A 16,462-nucleotide genomic window follows, 5' to 3' on the forward strand; every position below is an offset into this window, starting at 1 on the left:
GTAATCACTTGCCCTAATGGACACTGAAATAGAACTGAAGTTTTTACTTTCAGACAATGAGGTTCCTCTTATTCCAGGACTCATTATGCAGTTTGCAAAAACTGTAAAAAATAAACCCGCCAAGAATCTAAAAAACGCCTACTTTGATACCCCGAATCGTGAGTTGAGAGCATTAGATATCGGTTTAAGAACACGTTGTTGTGATGAGCAGTGTGAGCAAACGATTAAATTGGCAGGGCAAGTTGTTGGTGGTCTTCATCAACGTCCTGAGTACAACTTACCTATTGATACGCCGCGTCCAAATATTTTGGCATTTAAGCAAGATATTTGGCCACATGGTATGCAGATCACAGCCATTAGTGACAACTTATTTCCAATTTTTAGTACTAACTTTATTCGCCGAACTTGGCTCATTGAAACTGAGCAAGGCTCAAAAATTGAAGTGGTACTCGATAAAGGTGAAATTGTTGCACAGGGTCAGGTTGAAGCCATTTCTGAGTTAGAGATTGAACTCGTTGAAGGTCAGCGAAGCGATCTATTTTTACTTGCTGAGCACCTAATTAGCTTAGGAGGTTTGCGTTTAGGCTTATATTCAAAAGCAGCAAGAGGTTATCGCCTTGCTGATGATAAGCCATTAAAACCCAACAAATATATTGGTGTTGTGAAGTTAAACCGTCACGCAACTCAAGAACATGCACTGGTACAGTGTGTGAATTACGGTATTGAGTTCGTGCAAAAGCATGAGCAGTGCTACTTTAACAAACCAAGTTTAAAGACACTTAAACGTGTTATCGATGGCATCAATCTGATTAAACATGCGTTTAAATTATTTGAGCCCATTGTTGAAGGCAATGCGACTGAGCGCTTGCTTGGTGAAATGAATTGGTTATTGAGTGAGTTAGATTGGGTTGAAGATGCGATCCATTTGAAAACATACACCTCAAAGCGCCATGCTTATTATAAAAAAATCAATAATGCGGATGAGTTAGCAGCACTTATTGATGACTTAAAAGCAGAGCAGCCTAGTATCACTGATATAGAGGACTTATTCCACAGTCCGCGCTATAACAAACTTGTTTTAGCTTTAACACGTTGGTTGGTTGACAAAGGTTGGCGTCAGGAATGGAGCCAGCATGCGGTATCAGCGGCTGAGTTGCCCATTAAAGAGGTGGCTAATGCAGCTTTTGAGAAAGACTGGCAAAAGTTACAATCTGATTTACCTGAAGGCAAAGATTTATGTACGCAAGATTACCTTGCGCTTCGCTCATTGCTAGATTGCGCTTTGCTGAGTGGTAACTGCCTGGGCTCTTTATACGACAAAGACACAAGGCAATCATTCCGAACGCCTTGGATTGATATTGCTTATGGGATCTATGAGCTGGAAACGCTGGCTTATTTAAAAAACCTATGTGAGCAGCAAAACCTGCCAGAGCTTAAAGAAATAGAGTTATGGCTTTCTAAAAAAGCAGACTTTCTAGTTCAAGCGATGGAGCAAAGCCGCAGAGCCTCGCTCAATAGCATGCCATATTGGCGTTAATCATGAAAAAGCTCTGTAAATATCTTTTATGGAGCTTGCTCGTACTACCTTCCTTTCAAGCCTATGCCAATTGGAAAAGTTGGTATAGCGAAGACAATCTATCTATTAGCTATCAAAAACAGTCATCTGGGTTAATCGAAATTAAAGCGCAAGCCAGTTTTGATAACGTAAATCGTCAAGCTTTCTTAAACCTTTTAAATGATACACAAAATGCATCTGAGTGGCTCAGTAACGTCAGAAGTGTCCAATCTCTGCCTTGGCATACTAAAGGTGAAAATATTGTTGTTACTGTTCTAAATGCGCCTTGGCCTGTAAAAGACAGAGTGATGCTCACACATTCATGTCATCGGCTTGTTTCGGAGGCCACATCTAAGTTATTGATCAAATCTATCGATAAATCTAAAAGAGCGGAATTTTTACCACTAGAGCAATTTAAGAAGTATATCTTCGTTGCTCCCATAGAGGGCAGTTGGTTACTTGAAGAAACTTCAAATACCTTGCTCATAACTCATCAAATTTATGCTGATCCACAAGGTAAAATCCCCACTTGGTTGAGCAACAAAACCGCACTTAAAGGGGTAAAGAAGACCTTTCAAAATATGGCTAAGCAAATCTATAAAAAAGAGTATCAGGCCGAGAATAACTTTATCACTTCTTCTTGTTCGACTTTTGAGTAATCACTTTTCCTCTACTACACTCAGCTAACCAAAAGTGAAAAAGTATCCGGCCTATGATCGACATTGATGACAAGGTGTTGGCAGATCTGAAATCTGGTTTTAGTTTGCCTTCAAAGCCTGAAGTACTACAAAACTTACAAAATGAATTGAACAGTGATGAGCCTGAGCTTGGGAATATTGCAGAAATCATCAGTGAAGATGTGGGCACTGCGGCTGCGGTCTTAAAAGTCATTAACTCTCCGGCATATGGTATGTCTCGAACCATTACAGATATTCGCCAGGCCGTGATGTTTTTAGGTGTAAATTGCATCACACAATTAGTGACGGGTCACTTGCTTAAAAATGCTTTTAAACAAGAAGATTGTTGTATTTCGTTGCAGCGATTTTGGGATAATGCTACCGATATGTCGCAACTAGCGATAGCTATCGGTAAGCAAATAAAAACCACTGTCCCATTAGAAAACCTACAATTACTGGGTTTATTCCATGACTCAGGGATACCCGCAATGGCCATGCGCTTTGATAACTATAATGACTTGATGACTCGAGCCTATCAAAGAGGTGAGCAAAGTCTGCTTTATTATGAAGAGCAGATATATCCAGTAAATCATACCATTGTCGGTTATTACTTGGCGTCTTCTTGGCATTTACCTAAGCCTATTTGTCAGATGATTTTACGCCATCATGATGAAACCTATTTAAAAGAAGAGGCTGATCAGACATTAAAAGCGACTTTTGCAACCATGAAATTGGCAGAGAATTTAGCCTTTGAAGCAAAACATTTTAGACCTTGTGGCGATTGGCATGCATTTAAAGATTTGGTGATGGTTGCACTTGAGCTAAGTGATGATGATTATGTTGATCTAAAAGAAGACGTAGAAGAGTATTTTATTCATTAACTACATATATTAAAAAAGGCGCTCCTTTTCAGGTAAGCGCCTTTTTTACAGATGACTTAGAATTATAAGCCAGCAGCTGCTCTTAGTGCGTCTGCTTTATCTGTTTTTTCCCAGCTAAATGCTGTGAAAGTGTCATCACCAACCGTCATTTCAAACGGCTCACGACCGAAGTGACCGTACGCAGCAGTCATTTGGTACATAGGGTGAAGTAGGTCTAGCATCTTAGTAATGCCGTAAGGGCGTAGGTCGAAGTGCTCACGAACTAGCTCTACTAGCTTCTCTTCTGATACTTTACCTGTGCCGAATGTATCAATTGTGATTGATGTAGGCTCAGCTACACCGATAGCGTAAGAAACTTGGATTTCACACTTGTCTGCCAGGCCTGCTGCAACAATGTTCTTAGCAACATAACGACCAGCGTATGCTGCACTGCGGTCAACCTTTGATGGATCTTTACCAGAGAAAGCACCACCACCGTGACGTGCCATACCACCGTATGTGTCAACGATGATTTTACGGCCTGTTAGACCACAGTCACCTACTGGACCACCGATCACGAAGCGACCTGTTGGGTTGATGAAGTATTTAGTATCTTCAGTTAAGAACTCTGCAGGTAGCGTGTGCTTGATGATGTTTTCCATAACGGCATCAACCAGTGCATCTTGCTCGATGTCTGGGTTGTGCTGAGTTGAAAGTACAACAGCATCGATAGCAACAGGCTTGCCATCTTCATATACGAAAGTTACTTGAGACTTAGCATCTGGACGTAACCAAGGTAGGATACCTGATTTACGTGCTTCAGCTTGACGCTCTACTAACAAGTGTGAGTAGTAAAGAGGCGCAGGCATAAGCGTTGGTGTTTCGTTCGTTGCATAACCAAACATTAGACCTTGGTCACCCGCACCTTGCTCTTCAGGCTTAGAGCGATCTACACCCTGTGCAATCTCAGGAGACTGTTGACCGATAAGGTTCATGATGCCACATGTGTCACCGTCAAAACCTACATCAGAAGACGTGTAACCGATATCTGTGATTACTTTACGCGTGATTGACTCTAGGTCTACCCAAGCATCTGTTGAAATTTCACCAGAGATGATCGCAACGCCTGTTTTAACCATAGTTTCACAAGCAACACGTGCGTGTTTGTCTTGTGTAATGATTGCATCTAGTACCGCATCAGAGATCTGATCAGCGATTTTATCCGGATGACCTTCAGAAACAGACTCAGAAGTAAATAAGTGTTTTGCCATTGTATCTATGCTCACAAATATTGCGCTTCACGAACATCGGGGATAGCGCGAAAAAATAAGGGGCGTATTCTATCTAAAACAAATTAACTTGCCTAGCTTTTTTACGCCTAGACGTCTGAATTAGATTTTTTCAATTGCAGATCCTGAAATATGCAGGTTTAGCCCTCGTTTTCTCAGGTATTTACGTTGCAGTAAGTACCATAAATGAGTCAGAATGAAGGCACTGACATTTCAGCGCAACACAATTAAAGGTAGGAGAATTCATGCCGTCACGCAAAGAACTTGCAAATGCCATTCGCGTTCTGTCTATGGACGCAGTACAAAAAGCTAAGTCTGGTCACCCTGGAGCACCTATGGGTATGGCTGATATCGCAGAAGTACTATGGCGCGATTATTTAAAGCACAACCCAAGCAACCCAGAGTGGGCTGACAGAGACCGCTTTATTCTGTCAAACGGCCACGGCTCTATGCTTATTTATTCTTTGTTGCACCTGAGCGGTTATGATCTTTCTATCGATGATCTGAAAAACTTCCGTCAAATGCATTCTAAAACACCGGGTCACCCAGAGTACGGCTATGCACCAGGTATAGAAACAACAACTGGCCCACTTGGTCAGGGTATTACAAATGCGGTAGGTATGGCGATTGCTGAAAAAGCACTTGCAGCACAATTCAACCGTGACGAATTTGATATTGTAAACCACTTCACTTACACCTTCTTAGGCGATGGCTGTTTAATGGAAGGTATTTCACATGAAGCTTGTTCATTAGCCGGTACACTAGGCCTTGGTAAGCTTATCGCATTCTGGGATGACAACGGCATCTCAATCGATGGTGAAGTAGAAGGCTGGTTCAGTGATGATACACCTAAGCGTTTTGAATCTTACGGCTGGCATGTAATTGCTGATGTAGATGGTCACGATAGCGATGCAATTAAAGCGGCAATCGAAGCGGCTCGAGCTGAATCTGACAAGCCAACGCTTATTTGTTGTAAGACAGTAATTGGCTACGGCTCACCAAACAAATCAGGTAGCCACGATTGTCACGGTGCACCATTAGGTGATGAAGAAATTAAAGCAGCACGTGAATTCCTTGGTTGGGATCACGATGCGTTTGAAATCCCTGAAGACATCTATGCGAAGTGGGATGCATCTTCTCGAGGCCAACAGGCACAAAGCCACTGGTTAGTGAAATTCACAGAGTACCAAATGGCGTATCCTAAGCTTGCGGCTGAGTTTGAGCGTCGTATGAAAGGCGAACTTCCTGCAAACTGGCAAGCTGAAACTGAAAAGTATATTGCAGAACTTCAAGCAAACCCAGCTAACCCTGCGACACGTAAAGCGTCACAAAATGCACTGAACGCATTTGGCCCAATTCTTCCTGAATTTATGGGCGGCTCTGCTGACCTTGCAGGTTCTAACCTTACATTATGGGAAGGCTCTAAAGGCTTAACGGCTGATGATGCTTCAGGTAACTACATTTTCTACGGTGTACGTGAATTTGGTATGTCTGCAATCATGAATGGTATTGCACTACACAAAGGCTTTGTACCTTACGGTGCAACTTTCTTAATGTTCATGGAGTACGCGCGTAATGCGGTACGTATGGCGGCATTAATGAAGCAGCCAAGCATCTTTGTTTATACTCACGATTCAATCGGTCTGGGTGAAGATGGCCCGACGCACCAGCCGGTTGAGCAAATTGCCAGCATGCGTTTAACACCTAATCTAGTGAACTGGCGTCCATGTGACCAAGTTGAGTCAGCTGTTGCTTGGCAGCAAGCGATTGAACGTAAAGATGGTCCAACGTCACTTATCTTTACTCGTCAAGGTTTAGAGCAACAAGCACGTGATGAAGCACAAGTTGCTGCAATCAAGCAAGGTGGTTATGTACTTAGCTGTGACGGTAACCCTGAGCTTATCTTCATTGCTACGGGTTCTGAAGTACAACTAGCCGTTGATGCAGCAAAAGCGCTTCGTTTACAAGGCAAGAAAGTACGCGTTGTGTCTATGCCTTCTACTGATGTATTTGATGCACAATCAGCTGAATATAAAGAAAGCGTTTTACCTGCAGCAGTAACACGTCGTGTTGCCGTTGAAGCGGGTATTGCTGACTACTGGTTCAAGTATGTAGGCTTAAACGGTGCTGTAGTTGGTATGTCAACATTTGGTGAGTCAGCACCAGCAGGTGAGCTATTTGAGCACTTCGGCTTCACTGTTGATAATGTGGTAGCGCAAGCTAACCGTTTATTTGCTTAGTCTATAAAGTAAATTAAGTAATTTTAAACCCGCACTTGTTGCGGGTTTTTTATTGAGGAAAAATGATGTCACAGCTGAACATAAAATTGTTTCCAACTCTTGAAGTGCATTTAAATGATTTGGTGGCGTGGGAGCAACAAGTTGATGTGGGAGAGTTTATATTCGCTAACTCCAAAGAGCAGCACTTGATCAGTATGCAAGAACCCACAATTCAATACTTGTCAGTTTTTCAAAATGAACAGTTGGCTGGTTTTATTATTCTCGCTTTAGAGTCAGAAACAATCGTTGAATTTAGGCGCATAGTGATAGGTCATCGCGGTGCTGGAATAGGGCAGTTGGCTATTCGAGCTATGGAGCAATATTGCCTTGAGCACTTCGCTTGTCAGCGTATTTGGTTAGATGTGTTTGACTTCAATGAGCGAGGGCAACACATCTACCGTAAACTTGGCTATCAAGAATTTAAACGCTGTCAGCATGGAGTGCATCAGTTGCTATTCTTCGAAAAGTATTTTTAATTTGCTTTGGCATAATCACTCGGTGAAATGCCAAAGTAGCGGGTAAATTCGCGACTAAACTGAGTGGCGCTTTCATAACCGACTTGCGCAGCGGCTTGTTTTACTTTGATCCCTTGATCTTGTAATAAGTCTTTCGCTTTAGATAATCTGAGCTTTTTTACGTATTGAATAGGGGAAGATGCGGTTATTTGTTTAAAGTTACGGTGAAACGTTGAGGCGCTCATATTTGCCATACTCGCGAGTTGTTCAACATCAAGTTTATCGTCATAGTGATTATGCAGATGTTTAAGCGTACGCTCCATTTTAGACATATGCGTATTGTGTGAAACTAAATCAAATAAAGGCGACGCTTGTGGGCCTTGTAATACGTGATAAAAAACCTCTCGAACCAAGCCTTTACCAATAATGTCAGATTGTAACTTTGAGCCTAAACAGTCAACTAATCGGGTGAGCGTGCAAGATAAGGCATCTGTATTTTCACTGACAAATAGGCCTTTTGCATTGCTCATTTTATCGCTGCTATTTAGCTTACCATGTTCATCAAATACCCTTACTAACTCCCCCAGTACAGACATGTCAAAGTCGATGATTAATGACAATAAAGGATTGTTGTTTGTAAGCTGTGTTTCACATTCTGCAGGTAAAGGCACGGTGAGTACCAAATAATTATCTGGGTTATAGGTATAAATTCGCTCATCGAAAAAGACCCGTTTTTGCCCTTGTAGAACGAAAATAATGCCTTGGCTGTAACACAGTGGCGTTCTTTGAGCGCTTTCACTGCTTTTATAGATACCAACGCCGTTAATAAATGTCTGGTTGTAGCCTTCAGAGGGCGCTAATAGTTCGAGTTGTGTAATGAGTGATTGCATCGTTCGTCACCAAATTATGTAATGGAGTAAGTATATCAAGGGTAAAAGCGCTTTTGCGTTGTTTTCTTATGACTGAGAGTTTTAGGCATGAAATTGATGGTTTAAGTCATTTTAATAAAGCTATGAGTTGCTATTCTGTACTTAACAAAATACATAGGGGCACATTATGCAAAACTTTGATTTTTACAATCCGACTCGAATCGTATTTGGTCAAGATAGACTGGGTGAACTAGATAAACTTATTCCTGCATCGGCAAAAGTACTGGTTTTATATGGTGGTGGTAGCGTTAAGCGCTTCGGCACCCTTGAAAAAGTGGTTAGTAATTTAGGTGATCGTGAAGTAATAGAGTTTGGTGGTATTGAGCCAAACCCACAATTTGAGACTTTAATGAAAGCGGTAAAAGTGGTGAAAGAGAACAACATCGATTTTTTACTTGCTGTTGGTGGCGGCTCAGTGATGGATGGTACAAAATTCATCGCCTTAGCTGCGAATGCTGATAAAGATCATCATACTTTATTGTTCCATGGCTTTAATCCAGTGCCAGTTGAAAAAGCGGTGCCACTAGGTTGTATTGCGACTTTGCCTGCGACTGGCTCTGAAATGAATGCCTTTTCTGTGGTGACCTACAATGAGCAAAAATACCCAATTACATCGCCATTAGTGTACCCACAGTTTTCAGTGTTAGATCCTGACTTTACTTTCTCTTTACCAAAAGAGCAGGTGGCGAATGGCGTAGCAGATGCGTTTGTGCACGTAGTTGAGCAATACCTGACTCAGCCTGTTGGTGCAAAAGTGCAAGATAGATTCTCTGAGGGAATTTTAAGAACCTTAATTGAAGATGGCCCAGTTACCTACCAAAGTGATGATCTAGCAGCTCGTAAGAACTTTATGTGGTCAGCTACATCTGCTCTGAATGGCATTATCGGTGTCGGTGTACCACAAGATTGGTCAACTCATATGATTGGTCATGAGTTGACTGCGATGTTCGGTATTGCCCACGGTCGTACACTTGCCGTTGTTCTGCCTAGCTTATTAAGAGCACGTAAAGCGCAAAAACATGACAAGCTAGTACAATTTGCTGAGCGTGTATGGGACATCACAGACGGCACTGAAGACGAGAAAATTAATCAGGCGATCGATAAGACAGAAGCTTTCTTCAACTCGTTAGATATTGTGACTGCATTGTCTCACTATGGTATCGATAATGAAGGTATTGATACGGTAGTAGCTAATATGGAAAAAATGGGATTAACTCAATTAAGTGAAACCGGTGATCTAACGTTAGATATCGTTAAAGAGATATTGTTAGCAGCGAAGTAAACTTATTTAATTTATCTTATAAAAAAGGAGCCGTTTGGCTCCTTTCTCGTTTAAGTATTCACTCTGTACTTTGAATAAAAGACTAAGCTAAATCTTCTTTATCGCCTAACCCTGCAGTGAGTTCTTCAAGTAGCTCTTTAATTTCTTCTGTGATTAAGATGAAATCAGCATCTAACTTAATGGCCATATCTTCTTTTGGAATATCGGCATTTTGTTCTTTTAGCGCATCGGCATAGCTTAAGCGCTTTAATGTACCGTCATTTTGTAAAATGAACTTCACACGTTCACGCCAATCAAGGGCAAGTTTAGTAACACGCTTACCATTTTCTAAATGGGTTTTGATCTCGTCGCTGGCTAAATCATGTTGTTTTAATTTAACTTGTGCACCATTGTCGTCAGGCTCTTGTAGTTCTGCATCTGAGCCAATTGCAAAGCCATCTGGGGCATTAAAGTGAGTTAACCAGTCAGTTAAGAACACATCTAAATCATAGTTAGCAAACGCAGGTACCACAGGCAGTGTGCCTAATGACTTTCTAAGTAGTGCGAGTAACTCTTCGGCTTTATTAAAGCTCGCACTGTTTACAATAACCCAACCATTTACTTGATCAATAAAAGCAAATTGTAGGCTCGATTTTTTAAACGCTTGGGGAAGCAATGTACTTAAGATGTTCTCTTTAAGCTCATCTTTTTCTTTTTTCTTAACAGGGCGGTTTTCTTCACGCTCAATTAATTCAATTTTTTCAGCTAACATGTCATTGATAACTGAAGCTGGAAGCACCTTCTCTTCACGTTTTGCACACACTAAAATGCTTTTTTCAGAGAAGTGCGATAAAGTTTGCCCGTGTTTACCAAATGCTTTAGTCCAGCCAAAGGTATTCATTTCTTGACTGCCACAAGGGCGGAATACGTCTTGCTCTAAGGCTTGTTCAAAGTCTTCTTGGTTATATGAAACGTCTTGTTTGAATCTGTAACAGATCAGGTTGCTGAACCACATATTGTTATTATCCACTGATTTTAATGTTGGCTATGATAGCAATATTTATTTTGCTTGGGGGATAAAATTAAGCCCCGAATAATCAGGGCTTAACTCAATTAAATAAAGCTGTATTTTAATCGAACATATTAGTTGGCTGTTGCAGTGTTTTCGGGAATCGGATCATATAGCTTAGCCCTTTACCTTCTTCGCTACTCACTTCGATTTCACCGTTTAATGTCTGTTTCACCAAATTTAAGGTGATGTGTGTGCCTAAGCCACTACCACCTTGATCACGTTTAGTGGTAAAGAAGGGGTCGAATAGCTTTTCAAGTTGAGTTTGACTGACACCACGACCATTGTCCTTGTAATGAATAACCACATCGTCGTTATCATTTTTAATTTCAATATTAATCTCACCCTGATCAATACCTTCAAAACCATGAATAAGAGAGTTCATAATCAAATTGGTAAAAATCTGGCTAATTGCACCTGCAGGTAAATTCAGTTGAAGGTCTTCAGGACATTCAACATTAATCGCATGCTTGGTTTTCTTTAATTTAGGGTGCAACGAGCGAATAACCTCAGCAAGGTATTGCTTCAAATTGATATTACGCACAGCCTCACTTGCTTGGTCTACTGCAATCTGCTTGAAGCTCGCGACTAGTTCAGAGGCTCTATCTAAATTGGTAGTCAGTAAGCTGGTGCTTTGCTTAGCGTCGTTAATAAACTCTTCAAGTGCTTTTGGAGAAAGCGTTTTGTCTTTATAAGCGGCTTCAATTTGTTCTAACCGTTCTTGCAAAAATGAAGTTGCTGTAACACCAATACCAACAGGTGTGTTGATATCGTGCGTTATACCCGCAACTAAACCACCTAAGGCTGCCATTTTTTCAGAGCCAACAAGACGTTCTTGGGCCATGTTTAATTCATCTAAGTAACGCTCAAGTTCTTTTTGCTTGGTTAGCAACTCTTGCTCAGTTTGACGACGTAAGTCGATTTCTTCTGTGAGCGTGAGCTTTTGTTTTTCAAGCTCGTATTTTTGCTGCTGCAAATCCATCATAGCCTGGCTGAGGTTAGAGGTTTTTCGAGCGACTTCTTGTTCTAGCTGTAAATTATGTTGATCTAACTTTTCGTTACTGATTAATAATTCTTTTTGCGTGTCATCAAGTTGATTTCGATAGTCACTGACTTTGTCTATCAGTTTATTGAATGCTTCCTCCATGACTTTTAACTCATTGCGTTCCGTTGTACCAATGTCAATGCGTTGGCCGTCAATGTCGTCGTTTAATTCAAATGCTTCTATCTGTTCAGTTAAGTCAGTAAGTGGCTCGGTCAGTAATTTTCTAAACGCGATTAAGAATAAGATGATTAAGAAAGTAGTTTTAACGACTGCATTACCAAGCAAGAAGTAAATCGATAACATAATGCGGCTGAGCACAACTTCTCGGCTTGAAAAGAGTGTGACATCACCAACTTGTGTCGCTCGACCAGAAAACTCAAAAATTAAGGGAAAAGTATAACCAAACAGTCCTGAGGGCGTATCTTCAATGATAGCTTCTTCTTGAACGAGTTGTTGGCTGTATAACTCATGAATATCTAGAGAACGACCCAGTTGAGAGATAATCTCACCACTGTCGTCACGTACGATAATGCCTTCAATCATAGGGATTGCTAACAAGCCCTCTGCGGTGGTAACCGTTTGCTTGGTGTTTAATTCCCAAATAGCACGCGTTAAACTACGGCTAAAGGTCTTTTGCAACATGGTTAGCTCATTCTGAATATAGTTTTTAGTATTTATATACTCAGTAACAACCTGACCACATGTGACAAGGAAAGTTAACAAAAAGTAAACCGATAGCACATTCGTAAGTAGCTTTTTTGATAGGCTTTTTTGCAGCATGAATGAAGCTAGGCTCCCTGATTTTGTTTAAAGCGATACGTCTGTAGTTAAACTTAGCTAATAAAGGCGTAAAAATAAATATTTATCTGGCATTATTGTTTACAATGCCATTGTTTGGTTAGATATTATATCGAACTTATTTAGTGCTTTAAGATGATTATGTTATAAGACATCTTAAATAGGGTGCTAGTAGTAGGTTAATTTCGAGTGAATGAGTTTAAAATATGAGCTTTACTATTTTGGTTTGTGATGATTCTGTGGTTGCCCGAAAACAGGTGGTTCGCTGCTTGTCATCAGCGTTTGATGCAACAATCTTGCAAGCAAAAAATGGCGTTGAAGCATTGGAAGTTTTAAATAATCACCAGGTTGATTTACTTTGCCTTGATTTAACCATGCCAGAATTAGACGGTGTAGGCGTATTACAAGCGGTGAAGTCTCAAGTTATCGAAACTTTTGTTGTAGTCATATCTGCGGATATTCAACCAGAAATGAAAGCGCGAGTAGAGCAACTCGGTGCAATCTCGTTTATTGAAAAGCCCGTTAAGTCTGATGTTTTATTGGACGTTTTGCATACTTATGGCCTCAGATAGCTCGGTCTTTTAGGCTAGCCTTTTGAATTTCTAGTTTTCTCTATTTAACTTCTAAAAGTTATACTAAGGTCTAATTTTTCCTTTCTTTAAATCAAACTTGAGTTTTTTGCATAATAATTTCATAAAAAGACGGTTGCATGGTGTCTGATTTTCGGGCAGTCTAATAATTATGAAAACAATGAATTTAATTACGACCATTATTACAACCACCATCCTAACTGGATAGTGGCATAGGTCGTTGCGCATTAGAAAAAGGCCTGTGTTCACTTAGAACACAGGCCTTTTTTCGTTTTTGGAATGAGGAAAAATTATGCGAGTTTTAAAATTTGGCGGCTCTTCGCTCGCCGACTTTGATTGTCTCAAACGGGTCAAGCAATTGATCGAGTCTCAAGCAGGCGAACAAGCTTTGGTTGTTCTTTCAGCCCCTGGTGGCATGACAGACCAACTTGTTGAATTAGCCAAGCTTGCTGAGCAAGGTGCAGATTACAGTGCTCAGTGGCTGGCTTTGCTAAATCGCGCAGACAGTTTGAAGCGTGAAGTCGAGCAGTTAGACTCTGTTGTCGCTCATTGGCCAAGCTTTGCTGAGCTAAGTGATAAGCTAGCAGGGGTTAAATTACTTAAGCACTGCCCTGAGCAAGTTAATGCCTTTGTGATCAGTTTTGGGGAGCGAGTGAGTGTTGCACTTATGGTTGCCATGCTAGGTCAAAGGGCTACATACCTAGAAGCAACGCAATGTATCGAGACTCAGGGCGGGTATCTTGATGCTGAGGTAAACCTAGTCGCGAGTGAACAGCGCTTTGCTGAAGTTTTAAAATCGCAACCAGCCGACTTTTATATTATGCCGGGGTTTACTGGGGTTAATAGCCAAGGTGAACTAACAACTCTTGGTCGCAACGGCTCAGATTATTCTGCTGCAGTAGCTGCTGCTTGTTTAAAAGCCGAAGTGTGCCAGATTTGGACAGACGTAGATGGCGTTTATAATGCCGATCCGCGCTTTATCAAAAAAGCCAGCAAGGTAGACAGCTTGTCTTATAAAGAAGCAATGGAACTGTCATATTTTGGCGCTAAAGTCCTTCACCCAAAAACAATTTTACCGTGCGCGAAGGTTGGCGTACCGTGTGAAATTAAAAATACCCACAACCCCGATGTACCGGGCTCTGTGATCTCAAATGAATGCCAGAGCGACGAAACTGTCAAAGCCATTTCTTCATTAGAGAATTTGGCGATGTTGACGGTGTCTGGCCCAGGTATGAAAGGCAAAGTCGGTATGGCTGCGCGTGTTTTTAGCGCATTAGCCAACGACAATGTGTCAATTGTTTTGATCACACAATCATCGTGCGAGTTCAGCATTAGTTTCTGTGTGCATGAAGAAGATTTGAATTTAGCTTTAAGTGCCCTAGAACAAGCATTTGAACTTGAATCACAAGCAGGATTAATTGAGCCTGTACAAGTGCAGCGTGAACTTGCCATCGTGACTTTGGTAGGTGATAACATGAAAGCACACAAAGGACTTGCTGCTAAGTTCTTTGATTCACTGGCACAAGCACAAGTTAATATCGTGGCCATCGCTCAAGACTCTACTGAAAGTGCGATCTCAGCGGTGGTTGATGGTGCACTGTGCAATGATGCGGTGAAAGTCTGTCACGAAAACTTTTTCACTCATGTGCCTTCAATTGATGTGTTTTTATTAGGCTGTGGTTTAGTCGGTCAAGAGCTGGTTAAGCAACTTGAAAAGCAGCAAGATTGGCTAGCAAAGCGAAATGTAAAGCTTAATCTTTATGGTGTGGCAAATTCACGCAAGCTTCTACTTGATGCAAACGGCATCGCATTTGATGCATGGCAAACTCAGTTAGAGCAGCAAAAATCAGGTTTTGAGCTGGCTAAAGTAGAGCAGTTTGTCAGAGAAAATCACCTTATTAATCCTGTGCTGGTGGATTGTAGCTCGTCACAACAACTAGCAGATCAATACTATGACTTTTTAGATGCGGGCTTCCATGTGGTTGCTGCAAATAAAAAAGCCAATACAGGTAGTTTTGAATATTATCAGTCTTTAAAAAGCGCAGCGCAAAAACGTCAGCGCAAATTCTTATATGAAACAAATGTAGGTGCAGGCCTGCCGGTACTAGATAACTTACAACTGCTTTTTGGGGCAGGTGATGAGTTATTGTCATTTAACGGTATTCTTTCTGGTTCACTCTCGTATATGTTCGGTGTACTTGAAGATGGTCTAAGTTTGTCAGAAGCGACTGCAAAGGCGAAAGCGAATGGCTTTACAGAACCCGATCCGCGAGATGATTTATCAGGAACAGATGTCGCGCGAAAGCTTTTGATCATCGCACGTGAGTCAGGTCTTGAATTAGAGTTGTCAGATATTGAAGTTGAAGCGGTTGTTCCTGAGTCATTTGCGCCAGGTACAAGTGTTGATGAGTTTATGGCTAAGCTACCTGAACTTGATGCGCAATTTGCTGACAAAATTCAAAGCGCCGCAAGTGAAGGTAAGGTGTTGCGCTATGTCGGCAGCATCGAAAACGGTAAATGCAAAGTAGGTATAGAAGCGGTTGATAAACAACATGCACTCTATGATATCCGTGATGGTGAAAATGCTTTGGCAATTTTAAGTCAATACTATCAACCACGCCCATTTGTTATTCGCGGATATGGTGCGGGTGCGGAAGTGACATCGGCGGGTGTATTTGCAGATATCTTAAAAACACAGTCGCGTTAAGGAGTCGTTATGATTAGTTTTTATGCACCAGCGTCTATCGGCAACTTTTGTGTTGGCTTTGATTCTTTAGGCGCTGCACTTGCGCCTATAAATGGTGAGCTACTGGGTGATGTGGTAAATGTTAAAGCAGCAGAGCAAGACACGTTTGTTTGCTCTGGTCCTTATGCCGATAAATTACCGGGTGAGGCCCATGAAAATTTGGCCTATCAGTGCTTAGTCCATTTTCGTGAACATATCGCACCAAGTATGCCGTCGGTCTATCTCGAACTTGAAAAGCGATTACCAATCGGTTCGGGTCTAGGTTCGAGTGCATGCTCTGTGGTGGCCACTTTTGCCGCCTTGAATGAGTTTGCGCAAACAAATTTAAGTCAAATTGAGCTGATTGAATTAATGGCCGATTTTGAAGCGAAAGTCAGTGGCGCTCGCCATTATGACAACATCACGCCTTGTTATTTAGGTGGTTTGCAATTGACCGCTGACCTTGTGCCTAGCAAAGCTTTGTCTGTGCCTGTTGATTCTGATTGGTACTATGTCGCAGCTTACCCAGGTTTTGCATTGAATACGGCAAAAGCACGTGCAGTATTGCCAGAACAAAGAAGCACCTCAGAAGCCATTGAATTTGCACAGCGTTTATCGAGCTTTTGCCTTCTTATGCAAACTGAGCAATTCGATTTAGCGCTCTCTCTGATGAAAGATGATATGGCAGAGCCGTATCGACACGCTTTAATCGCTGGGTTTGCACAAGCTAAAACAGCGCTACCTGAACTTGGCGCTGAGCTGGTAAGTATTTCAGGTGCAGGTCCCACACTCTTTACGATTTGTAAAACAAAGCAAGCGGCAGAGCAGTGCCAAGCTTGGCTAAACGAACACTATATTAATGAATACGGTTTTAGTCATATTTGTAAGCTAGACCAACAAGGCACGCGTGCCATTTCACAAGGAGAATAA

At 41.5% G+C, this 16,462-nt stretch carries 13 protein-coding genes; 9 read left to right on the forward strand and 4 right to left on the reverse strand.

Annotated features, from left to right (window positions below):
* Positions 1–16 precede the first annotated feature (16 nt).
* From C1E24_RS07585 to C1E24_RS07595, 3 genes are read left to right on the forward strand one after another with little or no spacing between them, the layout of a single operon-like run.
* Positions 17–1,537 carry a CYTH and CHAD domain-containing protein gene (locus C1E24_RS07585; protein ID WP_138480245.1) on the forward strand — a complete coding sequence of 507 codons (1,521 nt, stop codon included), beginning with the start codon at positions 17–19 and terminating at the stop codon, positions 1,535–1,537.
* 2 nt (positions 1,538–1,539) lie between these two features.
* Positions 1,540–2,214 carry a hypothetical protein gene (locus tag C1E24_RS07590; protein WP_138480247.1) on the forward strand — a complete coding sequence of 225 codons (675 nt, stop codon included), beginning with the start codon at positions 1,540–1,542 and terminating at the stop codon, positions 2,212–2,214.
* Positions 2,215–2,267: 53 nt separating this feature from the next.
* Positions 2,268–3,113, forward strand: a complete 846-nt coding sequence (locus C1E24_RS07595) for an HDOD domain-containing protein (RefSeq protein WP_138480249.1) — start codon at positions 2,268–2,270, stop codon at positions 3,111–3,113.
* A gap of 62 nt (positions 3,114–3,175) precedes the next feature.
* On the opposite strand, the gene metK is transcribed toward C1E24_RS07595, so the two are convergent.
* Complete coding sequence (gene metK / locus C1E24_RS07600; protein ID WP_138480251.1) at positions 3,176–4,363, reverse strand: methionine adenosyltransferase; 1,188 nt, start codon at positions 4,361–4,363, stop codon at positions 3,176–3,178.
* Between the two features lie 263 nt (positions 4,364–4,626).
* On the opposite strand from metK, the gene tkt reads away from it, so the two are divergent.
* On the forward strand, positions 4,627–6,621 hold the full coding sequence (tkt, locus tag C1E24_RS07605; RefSeq protein ID WP_138480252.1) for a transketolase: 1,995 nt from the start codon (positions 4,627–4,629) through the stop codon (positions 6,619–6,621).
* A gap of 62 nt (positions 6,622–6,683) precedes the next feature.
* Positions 6,684–7,136 carry a GNAT family N-acetyltransferase gene (locus C1E24_RS07610; protein WP_138480254.1) on the forward strand — a complete coding sequence of 151 codons (453 nt, stop codon included), beginning with the start codon at positions 6,684–6,686 and terminating at the stop codon, positions 7,134–7,136.
* Here the strand turns inward: C1E24_RS07610 and C1E24_RS07615 are convergent.
* Positions 7,133–8,005 carry an AraC family transcriptional regulator gene (locus C1E24_RS07615; RefSeq protein ID WP_138480256.1) on the reverse strand — a complete coding sequence of 291 codons (873 nt, stop codon included), beginning with the start codon at positions 8,003–8,005 and terminating at the stop codon, positions 7,133–7,135. The genes C1E24_RS07610 and C1E24_RS07615 overlap by 4 nt on opposite strands.
* 166 nt (positions 8,006–8,171) lie before the next feature.
* Between C1E24_RS07615 and C1E24_RS07620 the strand changes: the two genes are divergently transcribed.
* Positions 8,172–9,326: an iron-containing alcohol dehydrogenase gene (locus C1E24_RS07620; protein WP_138480258.1), complete on the forward strand. Its 1,155-nt coding sequence runs from the start codon at positions 8,172–8,174 to the stop codon at positions 9,324–9,326.
* 82 nt (positions 9,327–9,408) lie between these two features.
* On the opposite strand, the gene rdgC is transcribed toward C1E24_RS07620, so the two are convergent.
* Entirely contained in the window at positions 9,409–10,320 is a 912-nt protein-coding gene (gene rdgC, locus C1E24_RS07625) for a recombination-associated protein RdgC (protein ID WP_138480260.1), read from the reverse strand.
* Between the two features lie 115 nt (positions 10,321–10,435).
* Positions 10,436–12,199: a sensor histidine kinase gene (locus C1E24_RS07630; protein WP_138480262.1), complete on the reverse strand. Its 1,764-nt coding sequence runs from the start codon at positions 12,197–12,199 to the stop codon at positions 10,436–10,438.
* 224 nt (positions 12,200–12,423) lie between these two features.
* Between C1E24_RS07630 and C1E24_RS07635 the strand changes: the two genes are divergently transcribed.
* From C1E24_RS07635 to thrB, 3 genes are all read left to right on the forward strand, one after another.
* Positions 12,424–12,789: a response regulator gene (locus C1E24_RS07635; RefSeq protein ID WP_138480264.1), complete on the forward strand. Its 366-nt coding sequence runs from the start codon at positions 12,424–12,426 to the stop codon at positions 12,787–12,789.
* A gap of 310 nt (positions 12,790–13,099) precedes the next feature.
* Positions 13,100–15,514, forward strand: coding sequence for a bifunctional aspartate kinase/homoserine dehydrogenase I (gene thrA / locus C1E24_RS07640; RefSeq protein WP_138480266.1), 2,415 nt, complete (start codon positions 13,100–13,102; stop codon positions 15,512–15,514).
* Positions 15,515–15,523: 9 nt separating this feature from the next.
* Positions 15,524–16,462 carry a homoserine kinase gene (gene thrB / locus C1E24_RS07645; protein WP_138480268.1) on the forward strand — a complete coding sequence of 313 codons (939 nt, stop codon included), beginning with the start codon at positions 15,524–15,526 and terminating at the stop codon, positions 16,460–16,462.

The organism is Pseudoalteromonas phenolica (assembly GCF_005876835.1).
GTDB lineage: Bacteria > Pseudomonadota > Gammaproteobacteria > Enterobacterales > Alteromonadaceae > Pseudoalteromonas > Pseudoalteromonas phenolica_B.

Coding starts and splice junctions, on each gene's coding strand:
- thrA (WP_138480266.1), top strand. CDS start 13,100: ATGCGAGTTTTAAAATTTGGCGGCTCTTCGCTCGCCGACTTTGATTGT.
- C1E24_RS07585 (WP_138480245.1), top strand. CDS start 17: ATGGACACTGAAATAGAACTGAAGTTTTTACTTTCAGACAATGAGGTT.
- thrB (WP_138480268.1), top strand. CDS start 15,524: ATGATTAGTTTTTATGCACCAGCGTCTATCGGCAACTTTTGTGTTGGC.
- C1E24_RS07635 (WP_138480264.1), top strand. CDS start 12,424: ATGAGCTTTACTATTTTGGTTTGTGATGATTCTGTGGTTGCCCGAAAA.
- C1E24_RS07590 (WP_138480247.1), top strand. CDS start 1,540: ATGAAAAAGCTCTGTAAATATCTTTTATGGAGCTTGCTCGTACTACCT.
- tkt (WP_138480252.1), top strand. CDS start 4,627: ATGCCGTCACGCAAAGAACTTGCAAATGCCATTCGCGTTCTGTCTATG.
- C1E24_RS07595 (WP_138480249.1), top strand. CDS start 2,268: ATGATCGACATTGATGACAAGGTGTTGGCAGATCTGAAATCTGGTTTT.
- C1E24_RS07620 (WP_138480258.1), top strand. CDS start 8,172: ATGCAAAACTTTGATTTTTACAATCCGACTCGAATCGTATTTGGTCAA.
- C1E24_RS07630 (WP_138480262.1), bottom strand. CDS start 12,199: ATGCTGCAAAAAAGCCTATCAAAAAAGCTACTTACGAATGTGCTATCG.
- C1E24_RS07615 (WP_138480256.1), bottom strand. CDS start 8,005: ATGCAATCACTCATTACACAACTCGAACTATTAGCGCCCTCTGAAGGC.
- C1E24_RS07610 (WP_138480254.1), top strand. CDS start 6,684: ATGATGTCACAGCTGAACATAAAATTGTTTCCAACTCTTGAAGTGCAT.
- metK (WP_138480251.1), bottom strand. CDS start 4,363: ATGGCAAAACACTTATTTACTTCTGAGTCTGTTTCTGAAGGTCATCCG.
- rdgC (WP_138480260.1), bottom strand. CDS start 10,320: ATGTGGTTCAGCAACCTGATCTGTTACAGATTCAAACAAGACGTTTCA.